9 protein-coding genes are annotated in these 20,292 nt (G+C 55.8%); 6 read left to right on the top strand and 3 right to left on the bottom strand.

Going from position 1 to position 20,292, the window contains the following annotated elements; all coding sequences use genetic code 11:
* Nucleotides 1-1,274 precede the first annotated feature (1,274 nt).
* The 6 genes from ABD971_RS17455 (at nucleotide 1,275) to ABD971_RS17480 (ending at nucleotide 13,349) form a co-directional block, all read left to right on the top strand.
* The gene (locus ABD971_RS17455; RefSeq protein ID WP_345324150.1) at nucleotides 1,275-2,759 is read left to right on the top strand and encodes a rhamnulokinase; all 1,485 of its coding nucleotides are present in this window, start codon (nucleotides 1,275-1,277) and stop codon (nucleotides 2,757-2,759) included.
* A 61-nt stretch (nucleotides 2,760-2,820) separates the two neighbouring features.
* Entirely contained in the window at nucleotides 2,821-3,444 is a 624-nt protein-coding gene (locus tag ABD971_RS17460; RefSeq protein ID WP_345324152.1) for a 5-formyltetrahydrofolate cyclo-ligase, read from the top strand.
* Between the two features lie 319 nt (nucleotides 3,445-3,763).
* On the top strand, nucleotides 3,764-6,610 hold the full coding sequence (locus ABD971_RS17465; protein WP_345324154.1) for a secretin N-terminal domain-containing protein: 2,847 nt from the start codon (nucleotides 3,764-3,766) through the stop codon (nucleotides 6,608-6,610).
* 114 nt (nucleotides 6,611-6,724) lie between these two features.
* Complete coding sequence (locus ABD971_RS17470) at nucleotides 6,725-8,377, top strand: proprotein convertase P-domain-containing protein (protein ID WP_339942263.1); 1,653 nt, start codon at nucleotides 6,725-6,727, stop codon at nucleotides 8,375-8,377.
* A 152-nt stretch (nucleotides 8,378-8,529) separates the two neighbouring features.
* Entirely contained in the window at nucleotides 8,530-10,014 is a 1,485-nt protein-coding gene (locus tag ABD971_RS17475; protein ID WP_345324157.1) for a hypothetical protein, read from the top strand.
* Nucleotides 10,015-10,025: 11 nt separating this feature from the next.
* On the top strand, nucleotides 10,026-13,349 hold the full coding sequence (locus tag ABD971_RS17480) for a PVC-type heme-binding CxxCH protein (protein ID WP_345324159.1): 3,324 nt from the start codon (nucleotides 10,026-10,028) through the stop codon (nucleotides 13,347-13,349).
* Nucleotides 13,350-13,670: 321 nt separating this feature from the next.
* Here ABD971_RS17480 and ABD971_RS17485 read toward each other — a convergent pair whose 3' ends face one another.
* The 3 genes from ABD971_RS17485 to ABD971_RS17495 all read right to left on the bottom strand — a co-directional run bounded on the left by ABD971_RS17485 (nucleotide 13,671) and on the right by ABD971_RS17495 (nucleotide 19,712).
* Entirely contained in the window at nucleotides 13,671-14,972 is a 1,302-nt protein-coding gene (locus tag ABD971_RS17485) for a Gfo/Idh/MocA family protein (protein WP_345324161.1), read from the bottom strand.
* 1,150 nt (nucleotides 14,973-16,122) lie between these two features.
* Complete coding sequence (gene mutS / locus ABD971_RS17490) at nucleotides 16,123-18,756, bottom strand: DNA mismatch repair protein MutS (protein WP_345324163.1); 2,634 nt, start codon at nucleotides 18,754-18,756, stop codon at nucleotides 16,123-16,125.
* A 170-nt stretch (nucleotides 18,757-18,926) separates the two neighbouring features.
* Nucleotides 18,927-19,712, bottom strand: a complete 786-nt coding sequence (locus tag ABD971_RS17495; RefSeq protein ID WP_425571328.1) for an NIPSNAP family protein — start codon at nucleotides 19,710-19,712, stop codon at nucleotides 18,927-18,929.
* Nucleotides 19,713-20,292: the final 580 nt, after the last annotated feature.

Raw genomic sequence — 20,292 nt, forward strand, 5'->3', positions numbered from 1 at the left:
CAAAAATTTAGTTTTTTGATAAGCGGCTATTGCCGAATTCTAACACGGTCGCTCCCAGCGGGAGGGTGGATTTGCTTTACCTCCCCTTTGGGGAGGTCAGAGTCGGCGGTAGCCGGCTCTGGGTGGGGTTCGCAGTGTTAGAAGTAGGTCGTGCAAGCGAGAAGTCACTAGCCCTCCCCGGACGCTTTCAGCCGCCGAACCTCCCAGAGGGGAAGGGGACATTCTGTGTGGCTGGCTCAAAAGAGAATGCATCTCGCGAGCGTTCGCGGCCGGGTACTCCGTGTACCCGGCCCGTGAGGTCCGTGATTTATCGATCGACAAATGTCAAACGACTTATCGACGTGTATCAGCCCGTGGCCGCAAGCTGACCGCGTAAACCCCACGCGAGGCGAACTCGCGGAAGACGCAATTAAACGCAATCCATTGCTAGCGCAATATTAAGCAGGACGAGTAACGCTGTCCGAACACAGCCTTAACGATCCCTTGGATAACTCTAATCAAATCAACGACTTAGCGTCAGTTGACGATCGTACACATGCTGCTGGATTCCGCCTCTGAAAAATGGCGGATGAGTGATGTGGCGACACCGTTAGATTACGTTTTGCAGGTGGCGGGTCAACCACAGTTTTCCCAAATTCGTTTTCAGGGGGGAGCCCCTTGTGACATAAAGTGTTCCGCTTGCGGCAGTTAAAAAAGTTTGTGTCAATCGAATGCATTTTTAAGGCTGCATTTTGCGACCGCCATTCGGGTTATTTTTCGCTTGCAAATCGATTGTCCAGCAGCAGGAAAATTGAACGTCCCCCAGGAAAATCGCTGCCACCGGTGCAGTGAACAAAACACCATAGCCCCGCTGGAAAACGTGTCTCAGCGGACTGGCACAAACGCATACTTTCATGCCCCCCACAAGAGGCTGCGGGTAGAGTGGAACGCCGTGGAGTATTTTCGGAAAGCTGCCTTCGCCAGAAGTTGGAGATTCGCAGCAGCGCGGCAATCGTCCTCGCTCTGGCGAGCGTAGCTACGGAGCGCAAATGCCATCATTTGCCGCCTCTAAATGCTTTACAGCGTTGCGTTTGGACGCGAGTGCCGGTTCGATGATGACAAAACCGTGGTAAGCGGCAAAACGGCTAACCGAAATCGGCAGTCGCCACGAAGGTCGCAGTTCCCCGGAATTGGCGCCGTTAGTGTTCCACCAAGGGCGGCAGTCTCGCAATATCCTGCTATCATCTGCGTTTCTGCTTCCGAAACCAGACAATAGAACGAAGGAATTCACCACGATGAGCTTGGCTCCGGTCCATTTGGCGGTTGATTTAGGTGCTTCGAGCGGCCGCGTGATTGCGGGATCGCTTCAAAATGATCAGATGGAACTGGCGGAAGTCCATCGGTTTGCCAACGACCCGGTCACGATTCAGCAATCGATGCACTGGAACGTCCACGGATTGTGGGCGGATATCCAACATGGACTTCGCACTGCGGCACAGCAGTTCAACACCGTCGCCTCAGTCGGAGTCGATACCTGGGGTGTCGATTATGTTTTGGTCGACGACCAGGACCAAATGACCGGTCCGGTGCGTCACTACCGTGACCCCCGCACACGAGGGGCGATGCAGCGTGCCTGGGGAATTGTGCCTCGCCAAGAAATATTTGAGGCGACGGGGCTGCAGTTCATGGAGCTCAATACGTTGTACCAGCTGGTCGCCGCTCGATTGGATGGCGAACATTCGCTTGAGATCGCCGATGGCTTTCTGATGATGGGCGATTTCTTTCACTGGTTAATGACGGGGAAACGCAGTATCGAAGCGACGAACGCCTCGACCACTCAGCTGCTGGACCCTCGCACCCGCCAATGGTCGAGGGAGCTGATTTCTCGCTTCCAATTGCCTGGCAAGATTTTTCAGAACGTGACGGAGCCTGGCAGTCAACTTGGCGTCATCCAGCCGTCGGTCGCCGCATTGACGGGACTCGACAACGTACCCGTAATTATTCCAGCGACGCACGACACGGCGTCGGCGGTAATCGCGGTTCCCGTAAACGACTTCGCGCCTGAAAAACCAAATTGGTGCTACATCAGCTCGGGCACTTGGTCGTTGATGGGATGCGAGTTGGCTCAGCCACGGATCAATGCAAAGTGCGCCGAGTTGAACTTCACCAATGAAGGAGGCATTCAGGGCAGCACGCGACTGCTGAAAAATATTGGTGGGCTGTGGATTTTCCAGCAGATCCGAAAATCGCTCGAACGTCGCCAAGCGGCCGAGTCGTGGGACGTAATGGTCGAGCGTGCCTTGGCCGCGAAACCATTTGAATTGTTGATCAACCCAGACGACGAGGCCTTTGTGGCGCCGACCGATATGGTGGACGCGATCGTCAGCTACGCTGGACGCACCGGGCAAAAGGCTCCCGAGAGCAACGGTGTACTGTATCGCGGAGCACTCGAAGGTTTGGCGCTTCGCTATCGTGCTTGCTTGGAAATGTTAGAAACCTTGGTTGGCAATCGAATCGATGTCATCCACATCGTTGGAGGCGGCTCGCAAAACGAATTGCTTTGCCAAATGACCGCGGACGCCTGTGATCGCGTCGTGGTGGCTGGTCCGGTCGAAGCGACTGCTGCTGGCAATATCGCGGTGCAAATGATGGGAACGGGGCAACTCGGCTCGATCGTCGAAGCTCGCGAATTAATCCGGACCAGCTTTGGCACCAAACAGTTTGATCCAGCGGACCGGTCCGCATGGGATGACGCGGCAGAAAAGTTTAAGTCGTTATAGCCGAGTGAGCTCAGGGTCACGCTGAGCTGTAGCCGTTTTTTCTGGAACCATGTTCGTTGTCATGAACCAAAACGCTCTCGCGGAGAAGAAACGGCAGATCCGCAAAGCGGCCCACGCCGCGCGGAAAGCTCAGCCCGCCAAGGACGCGGTCAGCCAGCAAATCACCAACCGATTTGTGCAACTGGCTGAATACGTGGCGGCCCAGTGGGTGATGTGGTACGTCGACGTTCGCGACGAGGTGCGCACACGGCACGCGTTGCCGGGGGCTGTGGCGAGCGATAAAAAAATCGTGATTCCGTATTGCGTCGACGGAGAGCTGCAATTGTTCCTGCTGGAATCGCTGCAGGAGCTCGAGGTCGGAATGTACGAGATCCTTGAACCTCGTGAAGATTTGCGAAACACCGCGTCGAAAAATGTTGATGTCAAACAGCTCGATTTGATCTTGGTTCCCGGTGTCGGCTTTGACGCTGCCGGGGGACGGATCGGGCACGGCAAAGGCTACTACGACAAATTGCTTGAAAACGCCAGACCCGAAACACCGCTCATTTCGTTGGCGTTCGAGTGCCAGATGTTTGACGAGATTCCAATGCAACGCCATGACATATTCATGGACAAAGTCGTTACGGAGAAACGGGTCTATGATGGAATCGGGCGGGATCGAATTGGTGGGAGCGACAAGGCGTGAGTTCGCTTGCCGATCAGGTAGGAGATCTGTTTAGCCGAGGGGGTTCGCGGCGTCGATGGCGAAATTAAGCTCGATAGCATCAGGCTCACGCCGCACCACAAACTTGGATAATCGCATGGGGCAGCCGCCACGGCACTCTTGCTGGGGGTGGGCTTGGCCGGTTGTCCCAGTAATTGATTGACTTTTTCTCGTTTTCTGGCTAACATGCCACTGCTCACGGTGGGGAAGAAGTGCACCCTTCTTCACAGACGAACCGCGAGCCCACGCCTTTCGCAAAGCTCCCTCCTTTGATCCGTCCTTTGAAACCTCACCGGTTTCCTTGACGCCTCCCTCCCTCAGCCGCTGGACCGTGCCGCCGACGCTTGGCGTCCGAACCAGCCTGTTTCCAACTGAAATCTTTGCCATGACCCATTTACGGACTCGACGTTGCTCACGAATCCGGTTGTTCCCGGCGTTCGTATTCGTAGCTCCTTTGCTATCGACTTCGTTCCTCTCGCCGCTGATGGCTCAAGAAACCGCACCCTCGGAATCAGGGCAGCCAGGAACAGCACAGCTTGAATCAGTGCCGCAGGAGGCTGCTCCGCAAGAAACGGCTGTCCAAAGTGTCCAATCACCGGCGCTGGACGCAATGCCATCGGACGCAGTGCCATCCGCTGAACAGCCCCCCGCCGAGACCTCCACCGCCCAGACACCCGCGCCGCTGACCCCATCGGTCGACCCATCTGCAATGGTGGTCCACGAACCGGATGGCGAGATCGCCGCTCCGCCGCTTCCCGACGGCATGGTTCGTTTTTCGTTCGAGGGGGTGCCGTGGCGTGAAGTGATCCGCTGGATCGCCGACGAAGCGGGATTGGCGTTACATTTTGGCGACCTTCCGCCAGGCAGCTTTACTTACACCGATCCCACCGTGTTTTCGCATCAGCAAGCGATCGATCGGATCAATCTGTTTTTGTTGTCCGAAGGTTTTACCCTGGTTCGCAGCGACCAATTGTTATCCGTGATCAATCTGAGCGATCCGCGAAGTTTGCAGCAACTCGATGTACTGGCAAAGCTGATCAGCGTCGAGGAGCTTGCTAACACCAGTGAACACCACGTCGTGAAGTGCATGTTTTCGCTCGGCGACATCGACGCCGAAGAAGCGGTTCAAGAATTGTCGGCGTTGAAGTTGATGTCGACGCCTGCGGTTCTGACTCGCACCAATCAGTTAATGATCACCGACACGGTGGCCAAATTACGAAACGTTCAAGCGGTACTCGCTGCTTTTCAACCTGCTGATGCGATGCAAGACGGCACGATCGTCAAAAGTTTCACGCTCCAGCATGTCGAAGCCGAAGACATCCTGGTGGTCGCCCGTCCTCACCTAGGTCTAGCGACCGACGAGATGATTGGAATTGACGTCAGTATTTCCTCCGACCTGCAGGGCAAAAATCTATTCGTCACGGGCTTGGAAGACAAAGTCAAGTTGATCGAAGGGTTGGTGGCCGCCATCGACAAACCCAAAGCAAGCATGACTGCCACCCCTGGCGAGATGGTTTTAAAATCGCACATCGTCGAGGGCGGGAACGTGGAAACGGTCTACAACGTCCTGCAAACCCTGTTGGCCGGAAAGCAGGTTCGGTTGTCGGTCGATGAAACTGCTCGCAGCGTTGTTGCCTTGGCATCTCCTGCGGTGCAAGCCGAGATTGCAGAAACCGTGGCTCAGCTACAAGCATCTGAAGCTGATTTCGAGGTCATTCAGTTGAAGACCGTCGATCCTTATTTCGCGATCAGCTTGCTCGAACAAATGCTCGATCTTCCCGACCCGCTGGACGATCCAAAAACGATCGACCCCGACGCGCCAAAAATCGATGCGGACCCCGGCAACATGCGATTGTTTGTCCGCGCCAAGCGGGCACAGATCGATCAAATCAAAAAGATCGTTTCGGGGTTGGAAGTCAATGGCGATGTCACTCACAGCGAACAAACTCGCGTGTTTCCACTGCGTGGGCCTCAAGCGGAGCAGTTGCTCGAAACGGCAACCAAATTCTGGCGTCGTTCGAACCCGATCATCATGTACCCCGCGATCGCGCCGAATGAAAAAATGAAAACCGAGCGAGTTCTGCATGACGAGGACGCTCACGAAGAGAATACGAATCAGCCTGAATTGGACGAACAATCGTTTGCCTCGACTCGTGTTAAAAATTCGGCTCGCACAAACGCACCGCGAATAGGTGCCGCTCGCCTACTGACGGCGACGACCACCAATCAAGCGAACGCAATTCGTTGCCAATTGACCCCGCGGGGTGTGTTGATGCAGTCGGACGACACTGAAGCTTTGAATGATTTTGAATCCCATTTACGCAGCATCGCAGGAGTGATCGAAGCGCCGCCGGTAACTCCGATTGTGTTCTATTTAAAGCACACCAAGCCGGACGATGCGTTGCGAATGTTGGGCGAACTGCTCGACGGAGGCGACGCCGCCAAAGAGGCGCAAGCCGGCACGTTGGTTAATGGTTATGTGTCAAGCGGTTCCTCCAGCGGACTGTTAAGCAGTTTTGTGACCTCTAACGATGGCACGACAACGATGATGTCGGGCACGATTACGATCGTTGCCGATTCGCGATTGAATCGGCTGATTGCTCAAGGCACCTCTGCCGACATTGACATCATCGAAAGCTATTTGAAAATCATCGACAAGGACCAAAGCATCACCTCGGTCGAAACCTACGGAACCTCGAACGTGATCGAATTGGTCAACACCAAGGCGTCGGAAGTTGCCGAGGCAATCCGCGAAGCCTATGCCGGACGCATCCTGAGCGACAAAGAGAAAGGGCAAGCGGGTGGTGGAAGCGCCGCGGCCGTTGCTGCCCAACGCGCCGCCGAAGCCAAGTTGGCTGCGGCCGCCAAGAAAGGTCTGAAAACGGCGGACAGTAAACCCGAACGTGACCTCGAACCCAAGATGACCGTTGCCGTTCACGAAGCAAGCAATTCGCTGATCGTCACCGCTCCGCGTGACCTGTTCAATGAAGTCGAAAAACTTGCCAAACATATCGATGCGCGTGGCGAACAGACGATCGAAGTCGTCACGCCGATGAACAGCGAAGTGTTCGGTGAACTGTTGCATCAAGTCATCCTGGGTGAAGGAACCGCGCGTAGCAGTTCGTCACGCAGCCGCAGCTCTCGATAAGCAGGATCGTCTCTGGTCGCTCTGCGATCATATACGGCTCCCGCTGCCCCGACCATCTGCCTCTCCGCCTCCTGCCCCACCTTATTCCTTCCCCTGCCTCCCTTGCCGATTCCGATGAAACCACACTTGTGCTTCCGACGATGCTTGATGGTTGCGATCGTGTTCGCAATCGGCGTGATGTTTTGCGTCGACGACGCGTCGGCTCAATCCGGTCTACGTGAATCGCTCGAACGACTCGACACCAACCAGAACGGTAACATCGATCCGTCCGAGATCACACCCTTGGCACGCCCGTACCTTGAACGTGTTGGTGCGGCGCGACGGATGTCACTCGAGCGTCCTTATGGCGTCGATAAGTGGCAAGAGGCGGCGCGAGTCTACTACGCGATGAACAATGGTGTCTCGGGACGTGACGTGGATGTCGAGGACTATGTCAATCCGATGGATTTTGGAACGGCACCCGATCAACCGCTGGTACCCGAGTTTGGCTTGCCCGAGGTAAAGTACCCTTACACCCAAGAAGATATCGACTACGCCGAACGGACACTTCGCCGATCGGATCGCAACCGCGATGGATTTATTGATCGTGCGGAAGCTCAACGAGCGGATTGGAAATACCGCGACCCCTTTTCTGAAGACTTCAACAACGACAACAAACTCAGTCGACTTGAACTTGCTCAGCGTTACGCGCGACGTCGATTGTTGTCCGGAGTTTCCAGTGAGCTGATCAAGAAGGCTCAGCGCACGGGAAACGGTGTCGTACCGTCACAGCCTCGCCGTGATGAATCCAGTTCGCGAGACCGGTACAGTCGCAGTCGTGGCGGTCGTGACTACCTGACATCGACCGTGTTGGGACGGTTTGACGCCGATCGTGATGGCCGACTTAGCGCCGATGAAGCGGTCCGTCTCGGAGTCCCCTTTGGCCGCTTGGATGTAGACCGAGACGGCGAAATCCAGCGTAGTGAGCTGCAAGCTTATCTCAACGAAATGCAAGCCAAAGCGGGTGACCTGACCTCGGGGTTGCCAGGTTGGTTCTACGAACGTGATCGGAACCGCGACAATCAAGTGGCGATGGACGAGTACACCGATGAGTGGACCGAGGAACTGATCGACGAATTCAGATCCTATGACACTAACGGTGATGGACTGCTGACTGCATCAGAAGCCATTTCGGCTAAGTCACTTGTCGGCGGCAGCTATCGTAGCGACAGTGTGGAACCGCTGCCGCCACGTAAAACCGTGGTCTCGGAAATTTACATCGACGAGAATTACCTGATCGCCGACTTGGATGTCCAGCTGTCGATCACGCACACCTACACCTCGTTTTTAGATGGTTACTTGGTCGGCCCCGATGGAACGCGAATCGAACTATTCAGCGGTGTCGGGGCTCACGACGACCACTTCAACCAAACCATCTTTGACGACTCGGCTCGCTATTCGATCACCAAAGCACGGGCTCCGTTTGAAGGCAGTTTCCAGCCCGAAGCGCTCGTCAAACGCCAACCTGGATTGAGTGCGTTCAATGGCAAAAGTGTTCAGGGACCCTGGCAATTGGTGATCAGCGGAACGCAGAGCGATCGCTTCGGAATTCTGCATGGTTGGGGACTCACCGTTCGCCCGCAACCGCAATTCCCTGGCGAATCGAGCGAAAGGGCGAGTGAACTCGAGACGCCTGCTGAAACCGAGATGGAAACCGTTACAAATTTCCCCGCTGCCGAGCAAGCGACCGGGGAAGCATTGCAGCGGATTGGCGAGCTGCGTCAATAGCCGGTTCGAAGAGTGAGTTTTGAAGTTACGCTTTTGTATTTTGGGGCAAAGCCCCCGAACGCAGCTAAAATCATAACCCAACGCGTCATCGAGAGACCGCATCAAGATCAGCCGTCCCGTCGCGGACGCGTGCGCGGCTCACTGAATAAAACATGCCGAACGGTCTGGCAGCGATCGAAACGGCGCCGAGACATTTTTCAAAAGCATCCAATTTGAATTTCCTAGCACGCTTCTTGACCATCATTCTGATTGGATTGACGGCAGCGTCATTCAGCTTTGCTCAAGGTGATGCAGCGGCAACCTTGGCGGCGTGCCGGATTCATATCGTCGATGATCAATCGGGGTGGCCGGTCCCGTTGGTTGAATTAAAAACGACTCACCAAGTCCGCTTCGTCTCCGACAACGCCGGAGTGATCGCGATCGATGATCCATCGCTGCTCGATCGTGAAGTCTATTTCAGCGTGATCGGTCATGGCTATGAGATCCCGGCAGACGGATTTGGTTTTCGCGGCGTTCGTCTAACGCCCCGTCGCGGCAAAACGCTGATTGTAAAGGTACAACGAACCGCGATTGCCAAGCGGGTTGGACGGTTGACGGGATCAGGCTTGTTTGCCGAAAGCCAAAAACTCGGCGAGCAACTCGATTGGAACGACGGCCCGGTGTTTGGATGCGACACCGTGCAAACCGCCGTTCATCGTGGCAAGCTGTTTTGGGCATGGGGCGATACCAAGCTCGCCTCGTACCCATTGGGCGTGTTCGATATGACCAGTGGGACGACGTCACTCGACCCGTTCGAATCCTTGCAACCGCCGCTGAAACCCAAGTTCGATCTATTCCTCGATGAACGCGGGCGCCCCAAAGGCGTTGCTCCGATCCCCGGCGACGGGCCGACTTGGTTGACCGGATACGTCAGTCTGCCGGACAAAAATGGCGACGAACATTTGGTTGCCTTTTATCGAAAGATCAAAGGGCATCTTCAGACGTACGAAGCGGGGCTATGCGAGTGGAACGAGTCGAACTCGGAATTTGAAATCGTCCGCACGGTATGGAAAGCATCCGACGGGACTCCGCCGCCATCGCTCGCCGAAGAAGGCCATCCGGTATTCTGGACTGACGCAGCGGGAACGCGTTGGCTGCTGTTCGGCAACCCGCTGCCTCGCATTCAAATCGCCGGCACCTATGAAGCCTGGAAAGATTTCGAGAATTGGAAAACGCTGACGCCTCAAAAAACACTTCGCTCGGCCGACGATGGCAGCGAGATCGTACCGCATTCAGGCTCGCTTGCATGGAATGCGTTCCGCACACGCTGGGTCACAGTGTTCATGCAAAAGTTCGGCAAACCGTCCGCCTTTGGAACGCTGTGGTACGCCGAAGCCGACTCGCCTATGGGACCTTGGGGCGACGCCGTCGAAATTCTTTCACATGACAACTACACGTTCTATAATCCACGTCTGCATCCTGAATTGACGCCGGCGGGGAATCACGTCCTGCTGTTCGAAGGGACGTATACGGCGGAGTTCGCCAATCATGCGGCGCCGACGCCGTATTACGACTATAACCAAATCTTGTATCGACTTGATCTCGACGATCCTGCGCTGCAGCCGGCCCAGCACTCCGTCACGACTTCGAAACCCTAAAAAACTGCATCATGCTTTTACATCTTCGCCAGTTTGCCGCTGTCTTGTTCGCCGCTGTCTTGTTCGTTTGCCAGTTCAGTTTTGCGGTTGCAGCAGAACCGCCAAGCTCGACTCCGCTTCGTTACACCAAGTGGAGTGGCGAGATCAATGTGCCCGACCCTGTGGCAATCAGCTTTGACAACGAAGGCACCGCATACGTGACGCAAACGCAGCGGCGGAAGGCACAGGATCTTGACATTCGCAATAATCGCGATTGGATCACCAACGATGTTGGATTCCAAAGCGTCAACGACCGCCGCGATTTTTATCATCAACGTCTGGCCCCAAATCAAGACCAAGAGAAGAACCGGAAGCGGGTTGATGATCTAAACGACGATGGATCGCACGATTGGCATGACTTGACCGTCATCAGCGAAAAGATCCACACGCTGCGTGACCGCGACCACGATGGCACTGCCGATACATTCGAGTTATTCGCCGAAGACTTTCAAACCGAAGTCACCGGAATCGCCGCAGGCGTGTTGTGGTTCAATGGCGATGTGTATGCCACGATTGCCCCCGATCTATGGCGTTTGCAAGACACCGATAACGATCACGTCGCCGACACTCGCGAAGCGATTGCATCGGGATTCGCGATTCACATCGCCTATGCTGGTCACGACATGCATGGTTTGACCGTCGGCCCCGATGGCAAGATCTATTGGTCGATCGGTGACAAGGGAATCTCGTTGACATCACGCGAAGGCAAACGCTTTCACTATCCCAACCAAGGTGGGGTGATGCGATGCGATCCCGACGGCAGCAATTTTGAAGTGTTTGCCCACGGACTGCGAAACGTGCAAGAGTTAGCGTTTGATCAATTCGGCAACCTGTTTGGCGTCGACAACGACGCCGATCAACCCAATGAAAAAGAGCGATTGGTCTATATCGTTCGTGACATGGATGCTGGATGGCGTTGCAATTATCAGTATCGTGGCAGCGGTTTTAATCCCTGGACCGACGAACGATTGTGGGTGCCTCATTTTGACGGACAACCCTCCTACATCCTTCCCACGCTCAAGAATTATATCGATGGCCCCGCCGGATTTACCTTCAATCCCGGAACCGCGCTTTCGTCGGCGTATCGTGATTACTTTTTCTTAACCGGAGCTCCCGGTGGCTTCCAATTCGCCTTCCAAGCCAAGCCCGCGGGCGCTTCGTTTACGATGGAAAACGAACATTCAATTGGTAGCGGCATTCCATTGGTTGGGATCAACTTTGGTCCCGACGGGGCATTGTATGGCGTTGACTGGGGCGGCGGCTATCCGCTGAATCAGTCGGGAGCGGTTTGGAAAATCGATGCTCCCGATTCGGATCTCTCCGAGATACGCCGCGAGGTGGCCCAGCAACTCAAAGACGGCTTTTCGCAGCTGTCTGCCGCGGAACTCCATCGACTTCTCGGTCACGATGACCAACGCGTCCGCATGGGGGCCCAGTTTGAATTGGTCAAACAGAAAAACATCGACACGCTTCGCAGTGCGCTGACGTCGGAATCCGAAATGACGCGTGTCCATGCAATCTGGGGCCTTGGACAACTCGCTCGCGGCAGCGAACCAACAGCCATCGAATCGCTGATCTCGCTGCTCCGATCCGAGGATGCGGAAATGCGAGCCCAAGCGGCGAGAACCTTGACCGACATCAATGGTGTCGATGGCGCGATCTTTCTGCCATTACTTGATGATGACAGCGATCGCGTTCGTTTTATGACAATGATCGCGTTAAGCAAACACGCGTCCGCCGACGCGGTCGATCCGCTGCTCCAGCTCTCCAGCTCGCTTACCGAATCGGACCGTTATCTGCGATTTGCGGTCTCGCGAGCGTTACGAAACTGTGCCACCGCCGATCAGTTGACGGCGGCCCAAGACGCTTCGACCTTGGTCGGCCGACTGAACTTGGTCGTCGCCCTTCGTGGCAATGAATCGCCGCGTTCACTTGAGCCGTTTCTCGGCGACGCCAGCGAACAAGTGGCGACCGAAGCGGCTCGTGCGCTGCATGACGATTTTTCGAGTGACGAGCAATTGCAGGTGCTGGCCGCCGCGCTGCCCGCGGCCCAACACGACGGGGAATCGTTCATTCGCCGACTGCTCAATGCGAACTATCGCCTAGGAGGCCGCGAGCATTTTGAGTCCGTCGCCCATTACGCAAGCCAAGAAACCAACAGCGTTCCGCTGCGAATCGAAGCGATCAAGATGCTGGGTTCGTGGATGAAACCTGATCTGTTGGACCGGGTCGATGGGCGACGACGCTATGCGACACTGCCGCGGGAAACGGACGCCGCGCGCTTGGGCAGCGTGCTGTCGAAATTGGCGAGCGAGGACAATCCAAAACTGCAATCCGCAGCGATTGACGCTGCCGCCCGAACCCGTACCCCATTGTCGGCCGATTCGCTCAGTGAAATCGTCCGCACCACAAACCAAGATGTCGATCTTCGGATCGCTGCACTGAAAACGCTGGACAAACAAAATCCCGAGGTACTGAAAAAGGTGCTCCCCGCAGCCATGCAGGATTCTGAAACGAATCTGCAACTGACCGCAATCAACTTCTATGCAAAATACAATGCCGATCAAGCCGACGCTTTCTTGACACGTCTAATTTCGGACAGCAAGAAATTGGCGATCAAACAGTATGCGATCTCGGCATTGAGTAAACAGCAGGGTGAAGCATCGCGGAACAAATTGATTTCGATGTTGGACCAAGTCACCAGCGGCACTTTGCCGAGCGAGATCATCCTGGATGTTTTAGAAACGGCCGAGAATCGCGGGAAGAAATCCCCCGCGATTCAAGCGGCGCTGAACAAAGCCACTGCGGCGCTAGACCAACGGTGGGCGACCACGCCTGAAAAGACGCGTCCGTTTTTGGTCAGCCGCGACGGGGGCGACGCCGACAAAGGCAAAGTCCTCTTCAATACACATCTGGGTGCCCAGTGCATTCGCTGTCACAAGGTTGGCAAAGAGGGAAGCGATGTTGGACCTAACTTACTTGGGATCGCGGCCAGCAAAGACCGTGACTATCTGCTGCAAAGCGTCATTGCGCCCAGCAAGGACATCGACAAGAAGTACCAAACTCAATCGTTCCTGATGGATTCGGGACAAATTGTGATGGGGTTAGTTAAATCCGAAAGCGAAGATGAAACGGTCATTTCCGACAGCCAGGGCAAAGAGATCCGGTTGAGCAACGACGAAATCGAAGATGTATCCAAGAACGAGGTTTCGATTATGCCCGACATGACCGATGTCTTGACACGCAAAGAGGTGCGGGACGTGGTAGCCTATCTGTCGACCCTGAAATCCAAATAGCGAATGGGCTCAAGAATCTACTTTGGTAGGGGCACGGCGCGAGCCGTCCGGTTGCAGCGAGAGCAACGTTCAAATTCGACCAGGCGGCTCGCGCGGCGCCGCTAAAAAACACCATCCGTGTGTTTTGCCTTGTCCCATGACGGGATGTTGGTCCGTGCCCAACAGAACGGGGCGGAGCCGCAAACCATAACGCCAGCGAAACAACAGGCGAGGCCAAGCGACGCTTAGCCCTAAGTACCATTTATCGATTCTGAAAACGGCGGAGCGACTTAGTCGCTCCGCCGTTTGTGGTAGTGCTACCAAAAGTTTTGGTGAATTTCGCTACGACCAGACGCGGGGGCTGCGGAAACGCAGACGGTTGGCTTCGTCGTCATCGACAAATTCTTCGGTTTCGGGATTGATGGTGAGTTTGCGTTTCAGGATCCATGCTAACGCGGCCGCGTGACAGGCGACATGCGATCGACGCATCACGGTTGGATTGCATACCGTTTGCTGACGACTTTTAACGCAATCAAAAAAGTTGCGAGCGTGAGCGGAAACGTCGAGTCCGCGGACGCGTTTGCTTTGAGCCAGTTCTTGATTCAGGCTCGCCGAACTTGCCACGATCTCGCCTTCGTCACCCGTTTCGAGCGAACCTTCGCTGCCGACAAACCGAACGGGACAAGTACCAAGCCGGGTGATCCAGCGTGGTCCACGATTGCCGAACGGATCGGCGAGAAAGTCGATGACCAACTTGACGCCATTGGCATAGGTGCAGGTGATATTTTCGTCGGTCGGTTCGTAATCCACCGGCATCGTGTCATCGGCTTGGTTTGCCCATTGACACAGATCGACGGTGTGGGCGCCCCAATCCAACAATCTCGCTCCGCTGTCGAAGTCGTATTCACCCCGCCAACCACCGCTGACGTATTTCGGGTTGTAAGGACGCCACGGAGCGGGGCCGAGCCACATGTTCCAATCGCAGACCTCTTTGCTTGGTGTTGGCTCACCGGGCAACCATTCGTTTCGCAGTGTCGGAATGTAGACCGATGCATGAAGCGATTCGATATTTCCAAGTCGACCGGTTTGTGCGAGCTCGACCGCCGTGCGGAAATTGGGGACGCTTCGTCGCTGGGTTCCCGCCTGAAAAATTCGTTCGGTTTTCTCGAACGTCTTCGAAATGTCTTGGCAATCTCCGATCGTGATTCCGCATGGCTTTTCGCTATACACATCTTTGCCTGCTTCGGCAGCCAAGATCGAAGCGGCGGCGTGCCAACGATCGCCCGTCGCGATGATCACCGCATCGATATCGGTGCGGGCCAGCAATTCACGAAAATCACCATACAGTTGACAGTCGCGATTGCCGTAGTGTTCATCGACAAGTTTTTTGCCCGCATCTCGGCGTGATCGCTGAACGTCGGCGATGGCAACACACTGCACATCCGCGAGCTGCAGAATCGACTTCATATCGTAGGTGCATCGTGGGCCCATCCCGATCACGCCGAGGGTGATTTTTTCGGAAGGTGCGACATGCTCAGCGGCGCCGAGCGTTCGTGATGAGATGAAGTAGGGGGCAGCAATCGCTGCGGCGGAGGCCGAAGTGGCAAGAAAGTCACGTCGGTTCGTGCGATTTGGCTTTTGCATTGGCAGGGGATCCTTGGTGAGGGGGGAGTGCGAGGTGAGACAATGACTCTCGATAACGAGTGTCGTCGTGCTCCCATGATACTCCATCCTCATCAGCTCGTAGGCTGCAGCGCAGCGGAGTTCCGGCCCGTCAGATTTACCCTCCCGTGTGCGGGAGGGGCGGCTGCGGTAGCGGCCGGGGAGGGTTGGTTGCGCGGAGCTTACACGCTCGGTCCCTAACACAACGAGGCCCCACCCAGAGCTTGCGGCCAAGTCGATTGTCGCCCAGCTTTCCAAGCTGGAAGCGTTGCGGTGACCGTTCGATAGGCACAGAACGTGGTTGCTCGCGGTTCGACGATCAAGCGTGACGCGCGCTAACGGCTTGGAAAGCCGTGCGACAATGGTGGATTTACCCTCCCGTGTGCGAGAGGGTCGGCTGCGGTAGCGGCCGGGGAGGGTTGGTTGCGCTGAGCTTGCACGCTCGGTCCCTAACACAACGAGGCCCCACCCAGAGCTTGCGGCCAAGTCGATTGTCGCCCAGCTTTCCAAGCTGGAAGCGTTGCGGTGACCGTTCGATAGGCACAGAACGTGGTTGCTCGCGGTTCGACGATCAAGCGTGAAACGCGCTAACGGCTTGGAAAGCCGTGCGACAATAGCGGATTTACCCTCCCGTGTGCGGGAGGGTCGGCCGCGATAGCGGCCGGGGACGGTTGGTTGCGCGGAGCTTGCACGCTCGGTCCCTAACACAACGAGGCCCCACCCAGAGCTTGCGGCCAAGTCGATTGTCGCCCAGCTTTCCAAGCTGGAAGCGTTACGGTGACCGTTCGATAGGCACAGAACGTGGTTGCTCGCGGTTCGACGATCAAGCGTGAAGCGCGCTAACGGCTTGGAAAGCCGTGCGACAATAGCGGATTTACCCTCCCGTGTGCGGGAGGGTCGGCCGCGATAGCGGCCGGGGACGGTTGGTTGCGCGGAGCTTGCACGCTCGATCCCTAACACAACGAGGCCCCACCCAGAGCTTGCGGCCAAGTCGATTGTCGCCCAGCTTTCCAAGCTGGAAGCGTTGCGGTGACCGTTCGATAGGCACAGAACGTGGTTGCTCGCGGTTCGACGATCAAGCGTGACGCGCGCTAACGGCTTGGAAAGCCGTGCGACAATCGGTTGCCGGCACTTAGACTTTGGTTTTGAGCTGCTCTTTGGCCGACTGCAAGAACTGCAGGGCATCGATCGGCGTCATCGCGTTGACATCCAATTTTTGAATGTCGTCCAAGAGTGGATGATCGGCGAAACCAAACAACGTCAATTGGAAATTCCCGTTGCTGTCGGCTTGGGCGGGGCCTCCTAACTTCGGGCGATCCAACGCATCGCGATGCTCGTGTTCCAGTTGCGCCAACACGTCCTTGGCACGTTCATTGACGGCCTTGGGGATGCCGGCCAATCGAGCAACATGGATTCCGTAACTCTTGTCCGCGCCTCCGCTGACGATGCGGTGCAAGAACACCACTTCATCATTCCACTCTTTGACCGCGACGTTCAAATTGGCAACGCGAGGCAGCGTTTCTTCGAGCTGAGTCAATTCGTGGTAGTGGGTGGCAAACAATGTGCGACATCCCACTTGCTCGTGCAAATGTTCGGTGATCGCCCATGCCAATGACAACCCATCATACGTGCTCGTTCCACGGCCGATTTCGTCCAAGATCACAAGGCTGCGGGATGTCGCGGTGTTCAAAATCCGGGCGGTTTCGACCATTTCGACCATGAACGTACTTTGCCCACGGCTCAATTCGTCGCTCGCTCCGACACGTGCAAAGATGCGATCGGCGATTCCCACCAAAGCGTAATCGGCTGGCACAAAGGAACCGGCTTGTGCCATCAGTGTGATGAGTGCGACTTGGCGAATGTAGGTGCTCTTTCCCGCCATGTTCGGGCCAGTGATCAACAAGATCATTCCAGCCTCAGGGGAATGCACGCAATCATTGGGGACAAACTCACCCTGCGGCAACGTCACGTCGAGCACCGGGTGGCGTCCTGCGTCGATCCGCAGCACCGAGTCTTCGGTCAATTCCGGGCGCACCCATTTACGCTGTGCCGCGATTTCGGCGAGCGCGGCCAACACGTCGAGTTCGGCCATCGCCACGGCCACTTCTTGCAAAATATTCAGATGACGATGCGTTTCATGCCGCAAGTTTTGGAACAGCAGCTGTTCACGTGAAGCGGCTTTGTCATCCGCGGCGAGAACCTTTTCTTCGTATTCCTTTAGCTCCGGCGTGATGTATCGCTCACAGTTTTTTAGTGTTTGTTTGCGAATGTACTCGGTCGGTATCTTATCTTTATTGGCGTTGGTCACCTCTAGAAAATAACCGAAGACGCGGTTGTAACCGACCTTCAGATTGGTGATCCCAGTCGTTTCCATCTGTTTCTGCTGATAGGCGGCAATCCATTCCTTGCCGCCTGCCGCCATTTTGCGTAACCCGTCAAGCTCTTCGTCAAACCCGACGCGAATAAAATTCCCATCGGCTGCATTCAGCGGACATTCATCGGCCAATGCATTTTCAAGCTGTGAACGCAATTCGGGACAGAGGTGCAAATGAGCTTCGACGAACCCCAAACGCTCTGCCTTGCGATCGGTCAACTTGGCTTTTAATTCAGGCAGATTTTCGAGCGTTCGAGAAACCTGTTGCAGGTCCCGCGGGCCGGTGCGTCCGGTGGCGATGCGAGCCAGCAGCCGAGTCAAGTCAAACGTTCGTTTGAGTGTCGCGCGGACATCCCCTCGCAGACGCGAATCGTTGACGAGTTCCGCAACCGCGTCGAGTCGGGCTTCGATGGAATCGCGATGAACCAGGGGGGCTGCTATCCAATCGGCCAACAGCCGCGCGCCCATCGGAGTGCACGTGCGATCGATCACGCCCAGCAGCGAGCCTTCGCGTGATCCGGTTCGCATCGTTCGAGTGACTTCGAGACTTCGCCGAGTCGACGCATCGATTTGTAAGACTGGCGAGCGATGGTGGGCGCTGATTTGGCGAAAATGATCGAGTCCGCCTTGCTGCGTTTCTTGTAAGTACGCCAACACCGCTCCGGCAGCCCGAATGGCAGGGCCGTCGGTGTCACCGAACCCGAAGCCTTCGAGATTGTGAACTTCAAATTGTTTGCACAATGCATCGCGTGATGCATCCTCGGCAAACGACCATGCCGGCCGCGAGGTCCACGACCAAGGGGCGGTGGTGTCGGGACTGAAGCGGGCATCGTCTTCGCGATACAGAACTTCCGCAGGCCCGATGCGAGCCAGTTCGTCTTCGATTCGCGAGACCGGAAAGACGCCCGATTCGAAGCGACCGCTGGAAAGTTCGGCCCAGGCGATCCCGGCTTGCGGTTCGGGTGGATCTCCATTGGATTTTTTTCCCGACGACTTGACCGGGACCAGATAAACCGCAGCCAGAAAGTTGGCTTCGCGAGGGTCGAGCAAGCCATCGTCGGTCAGCGTCCCGGCACTTACCACCCGAGTGATCTCGCGTCGCACGAGTCCCTTGGCCTGCTTGGGATCTTCGACCTGTTCACATACCGCGGCTCGATAGCCTGCCCGAATCAGCTTATTGAGATACGAATCGAGCTGATGATGCGGAAAACCCGCCATCGCGGTTGGGTTATCGCTGTCTCGATCGCGGCTGGTCAGAGTCAATCCCAGCAACTGGGCCGCTGTTTTTGCATCATCGAGGAACAACTCGTAAAAGTCGCCCATGCGAAAGAACAAAAGCGCATCGCCACAAGCGGCTTTTGCTTCATGATACTGTTTCATCATTGGTGTCATGACGCAAATCCTAACTCGCACGACGATGCGAGAAAAGTCATCCCGAGGCTAAATTCGAGGAATGAAACCTCGGGTGATCCTGCCGATTCCGCGTAAGCCAACGATGCGGGTTAGTGAAACCATGCGGCCCCGCCAACGTACACGATTGGCTACCTCTGCGAATTCAGCGGCTACATCTGCGAGTAGGGCTTGGCCACCAACACGTACTTGTCGATGTGCGAGACGGTGCCTTGATACTTTTCAACCTTGCTTAGCACGGCCCAGTCCTTGTGAGCGCGAAACGCATCCCACGCCTTGCCCCGAGCTTCTTCGCTTGGATAGACCGTCAAGTAAGTCAAGCTGGGGGTGTTGGGGCCAACGACACATTGGCCGATAAACAAGGGCTGGATCCCACTGTCGAGAAAAATCGGCACTTCGCCGGAATTGAACATTTCGACCTTCAGATCGCCGAGCCGCTCATTGGGGCTCTCGTACAATCGCAGTTCGTACACCCGATCGTCGTTAGACAGCGTACCCTCGGGAACTTTGGCGTTAGGCATACAATCCATCGCCGAAAGCAGCTCTGACGTAATCCGCTGGTACGGCGCGTTCTTGGGTTCGCGATCCAGGTAGCTCTTCGCATCGGCAAGATATTGCTGGTCCTTCGCCAACGCGGTGCGAGTCGCGAGAATTTGATCGGCGTTAGCATAAGGAATCACGACCACGATTCGCTCGCTGCCCGTTTCGTCGTTTTCCGAATTGGTGAAAACGCCCACCGGTTTGATGCCATGTCGATTCAGTGCCGGGATCAACGCGTCCTGCAAATAAGCGTCAATCGCTTTGGCATCCCCTTTTTCGCCAAGCAGATACGAGCGAACTTCGTAGAGTTCGCGATCCGGCTGGGCGGCTTGAGCGGTCGATGTGAGCAACGTCATAGCAGCAAGCATCACAAAGGAGTTCAAAATCATGTTTTTCATCAATCATCCTGGTGGGGTGTTGAGGGGGAATTGGAATTCCGGTCCGAGGTGGATTCGGCTCAGGGGGCACGCGACGATTTCTGCGAGCTACGTCGAAAGGGACTGCCCGATTTCATCATCGCGTTGGCCCGTCATCATAATCGCGTCGGAATGGCGAGATCTACGGGCAAGCGAGTTGAATCGGGGTTTCTTTCGTCTCGCCGACTTCTTTTCGAAATTTTCGCAAATTCTTGCACGGATCTCTGTGTGCTAGGTCACTAACTAATACAGAGGATTTGATTTCACACTGTCCCCAACCGAACTTTCCCCCCACCCCCTCAGGGACTGCTGATTTAGTACGACATCACCAAGTTAGCCGTTTGGACGCTAGCCCCGGTTAGATGTTGACGGAACCGTGGCTAGCGGGCTGTTGACTTTGTGAGCCGTGACGCGTGAGCGGCCGGGTTCCACGCATTACCCGGTGCCTTACGGCCCACGGCTCACCACTGCGATTTGCATTTCGATTAAATCAACAGCCCGCTAGCGCCAAAGCGGCTAGCTAAATCATCAGTCTTCCTCATCCGGGGATGGGCTTTGCAAA

This window comes from Novipirellula rosea, from assembly GCF_039541335.1.
Taxonomy (GTDB): Bacteria; Planctomycetota; Planctomycetia; order Pirellulales; family Pirellulaceae; genus Novipirellula; species Novipirellula rosea.

Bases quoted from the DNA above. Each gene is read 5' to 3' on its own strand.
- ABD971_RS17485 (WP_345324161.1), bottom strand. From the start codon at position 14,972: ATGCAAAAGCCAAATCGCACGAACCGACGTGACTTTCTTGCCACTTCG.
- ABD971_RS17460 (WP_345324152.1), top strand. From the start codon at position 2,821: ATGAACCAAAACGCTCTCGCGGAGAAGAAACGGCAGATCCGCAAAGCG.
- ABD971_RS17495 (WP_425571328.1), bottom strand. From the start codon at position 19,712: ATGAAAAACATGATTTTGAACTCCTTTGTGATGCTTGCTGCTATGACG.
- ABD971_RS17455 (WP_345324150.1), top strand. From the start codon at position 1,275: ATGAGCTTGGCTCCGGTCCATTTGGCGGTTGATTTAGGTGCTTCGAGC.
- ABD971_RS17470 (WP_339942263.1), top strand. From the start codon at position 6,725: ATGAAACCACACTTGTGCTTCCGACGATGCTTGATGGTTGCGATCGTG.
- ABD971_RS17480 (WP_345324159.1), top strand. From the start codon at position 10,026: ATGCTTTTACATCTTCGCCAGTTTGCCGCTGTCTTGTTCGCCGCTGTC.
- ABD971_RS17475 (WP_345324157.1), top strand. From the start codon at position 8,530: ATGCCGAACGGTCTGGCAGCGATCGAAACGGCGCCGAGACATTTTTCA.
- mutS (WP_345324163.1), bottom strand. From the start codon at position 18,756: ATGACACCAATGATGAAACAGTATCATGAAGCAAAAGCCGCTTGTGGC.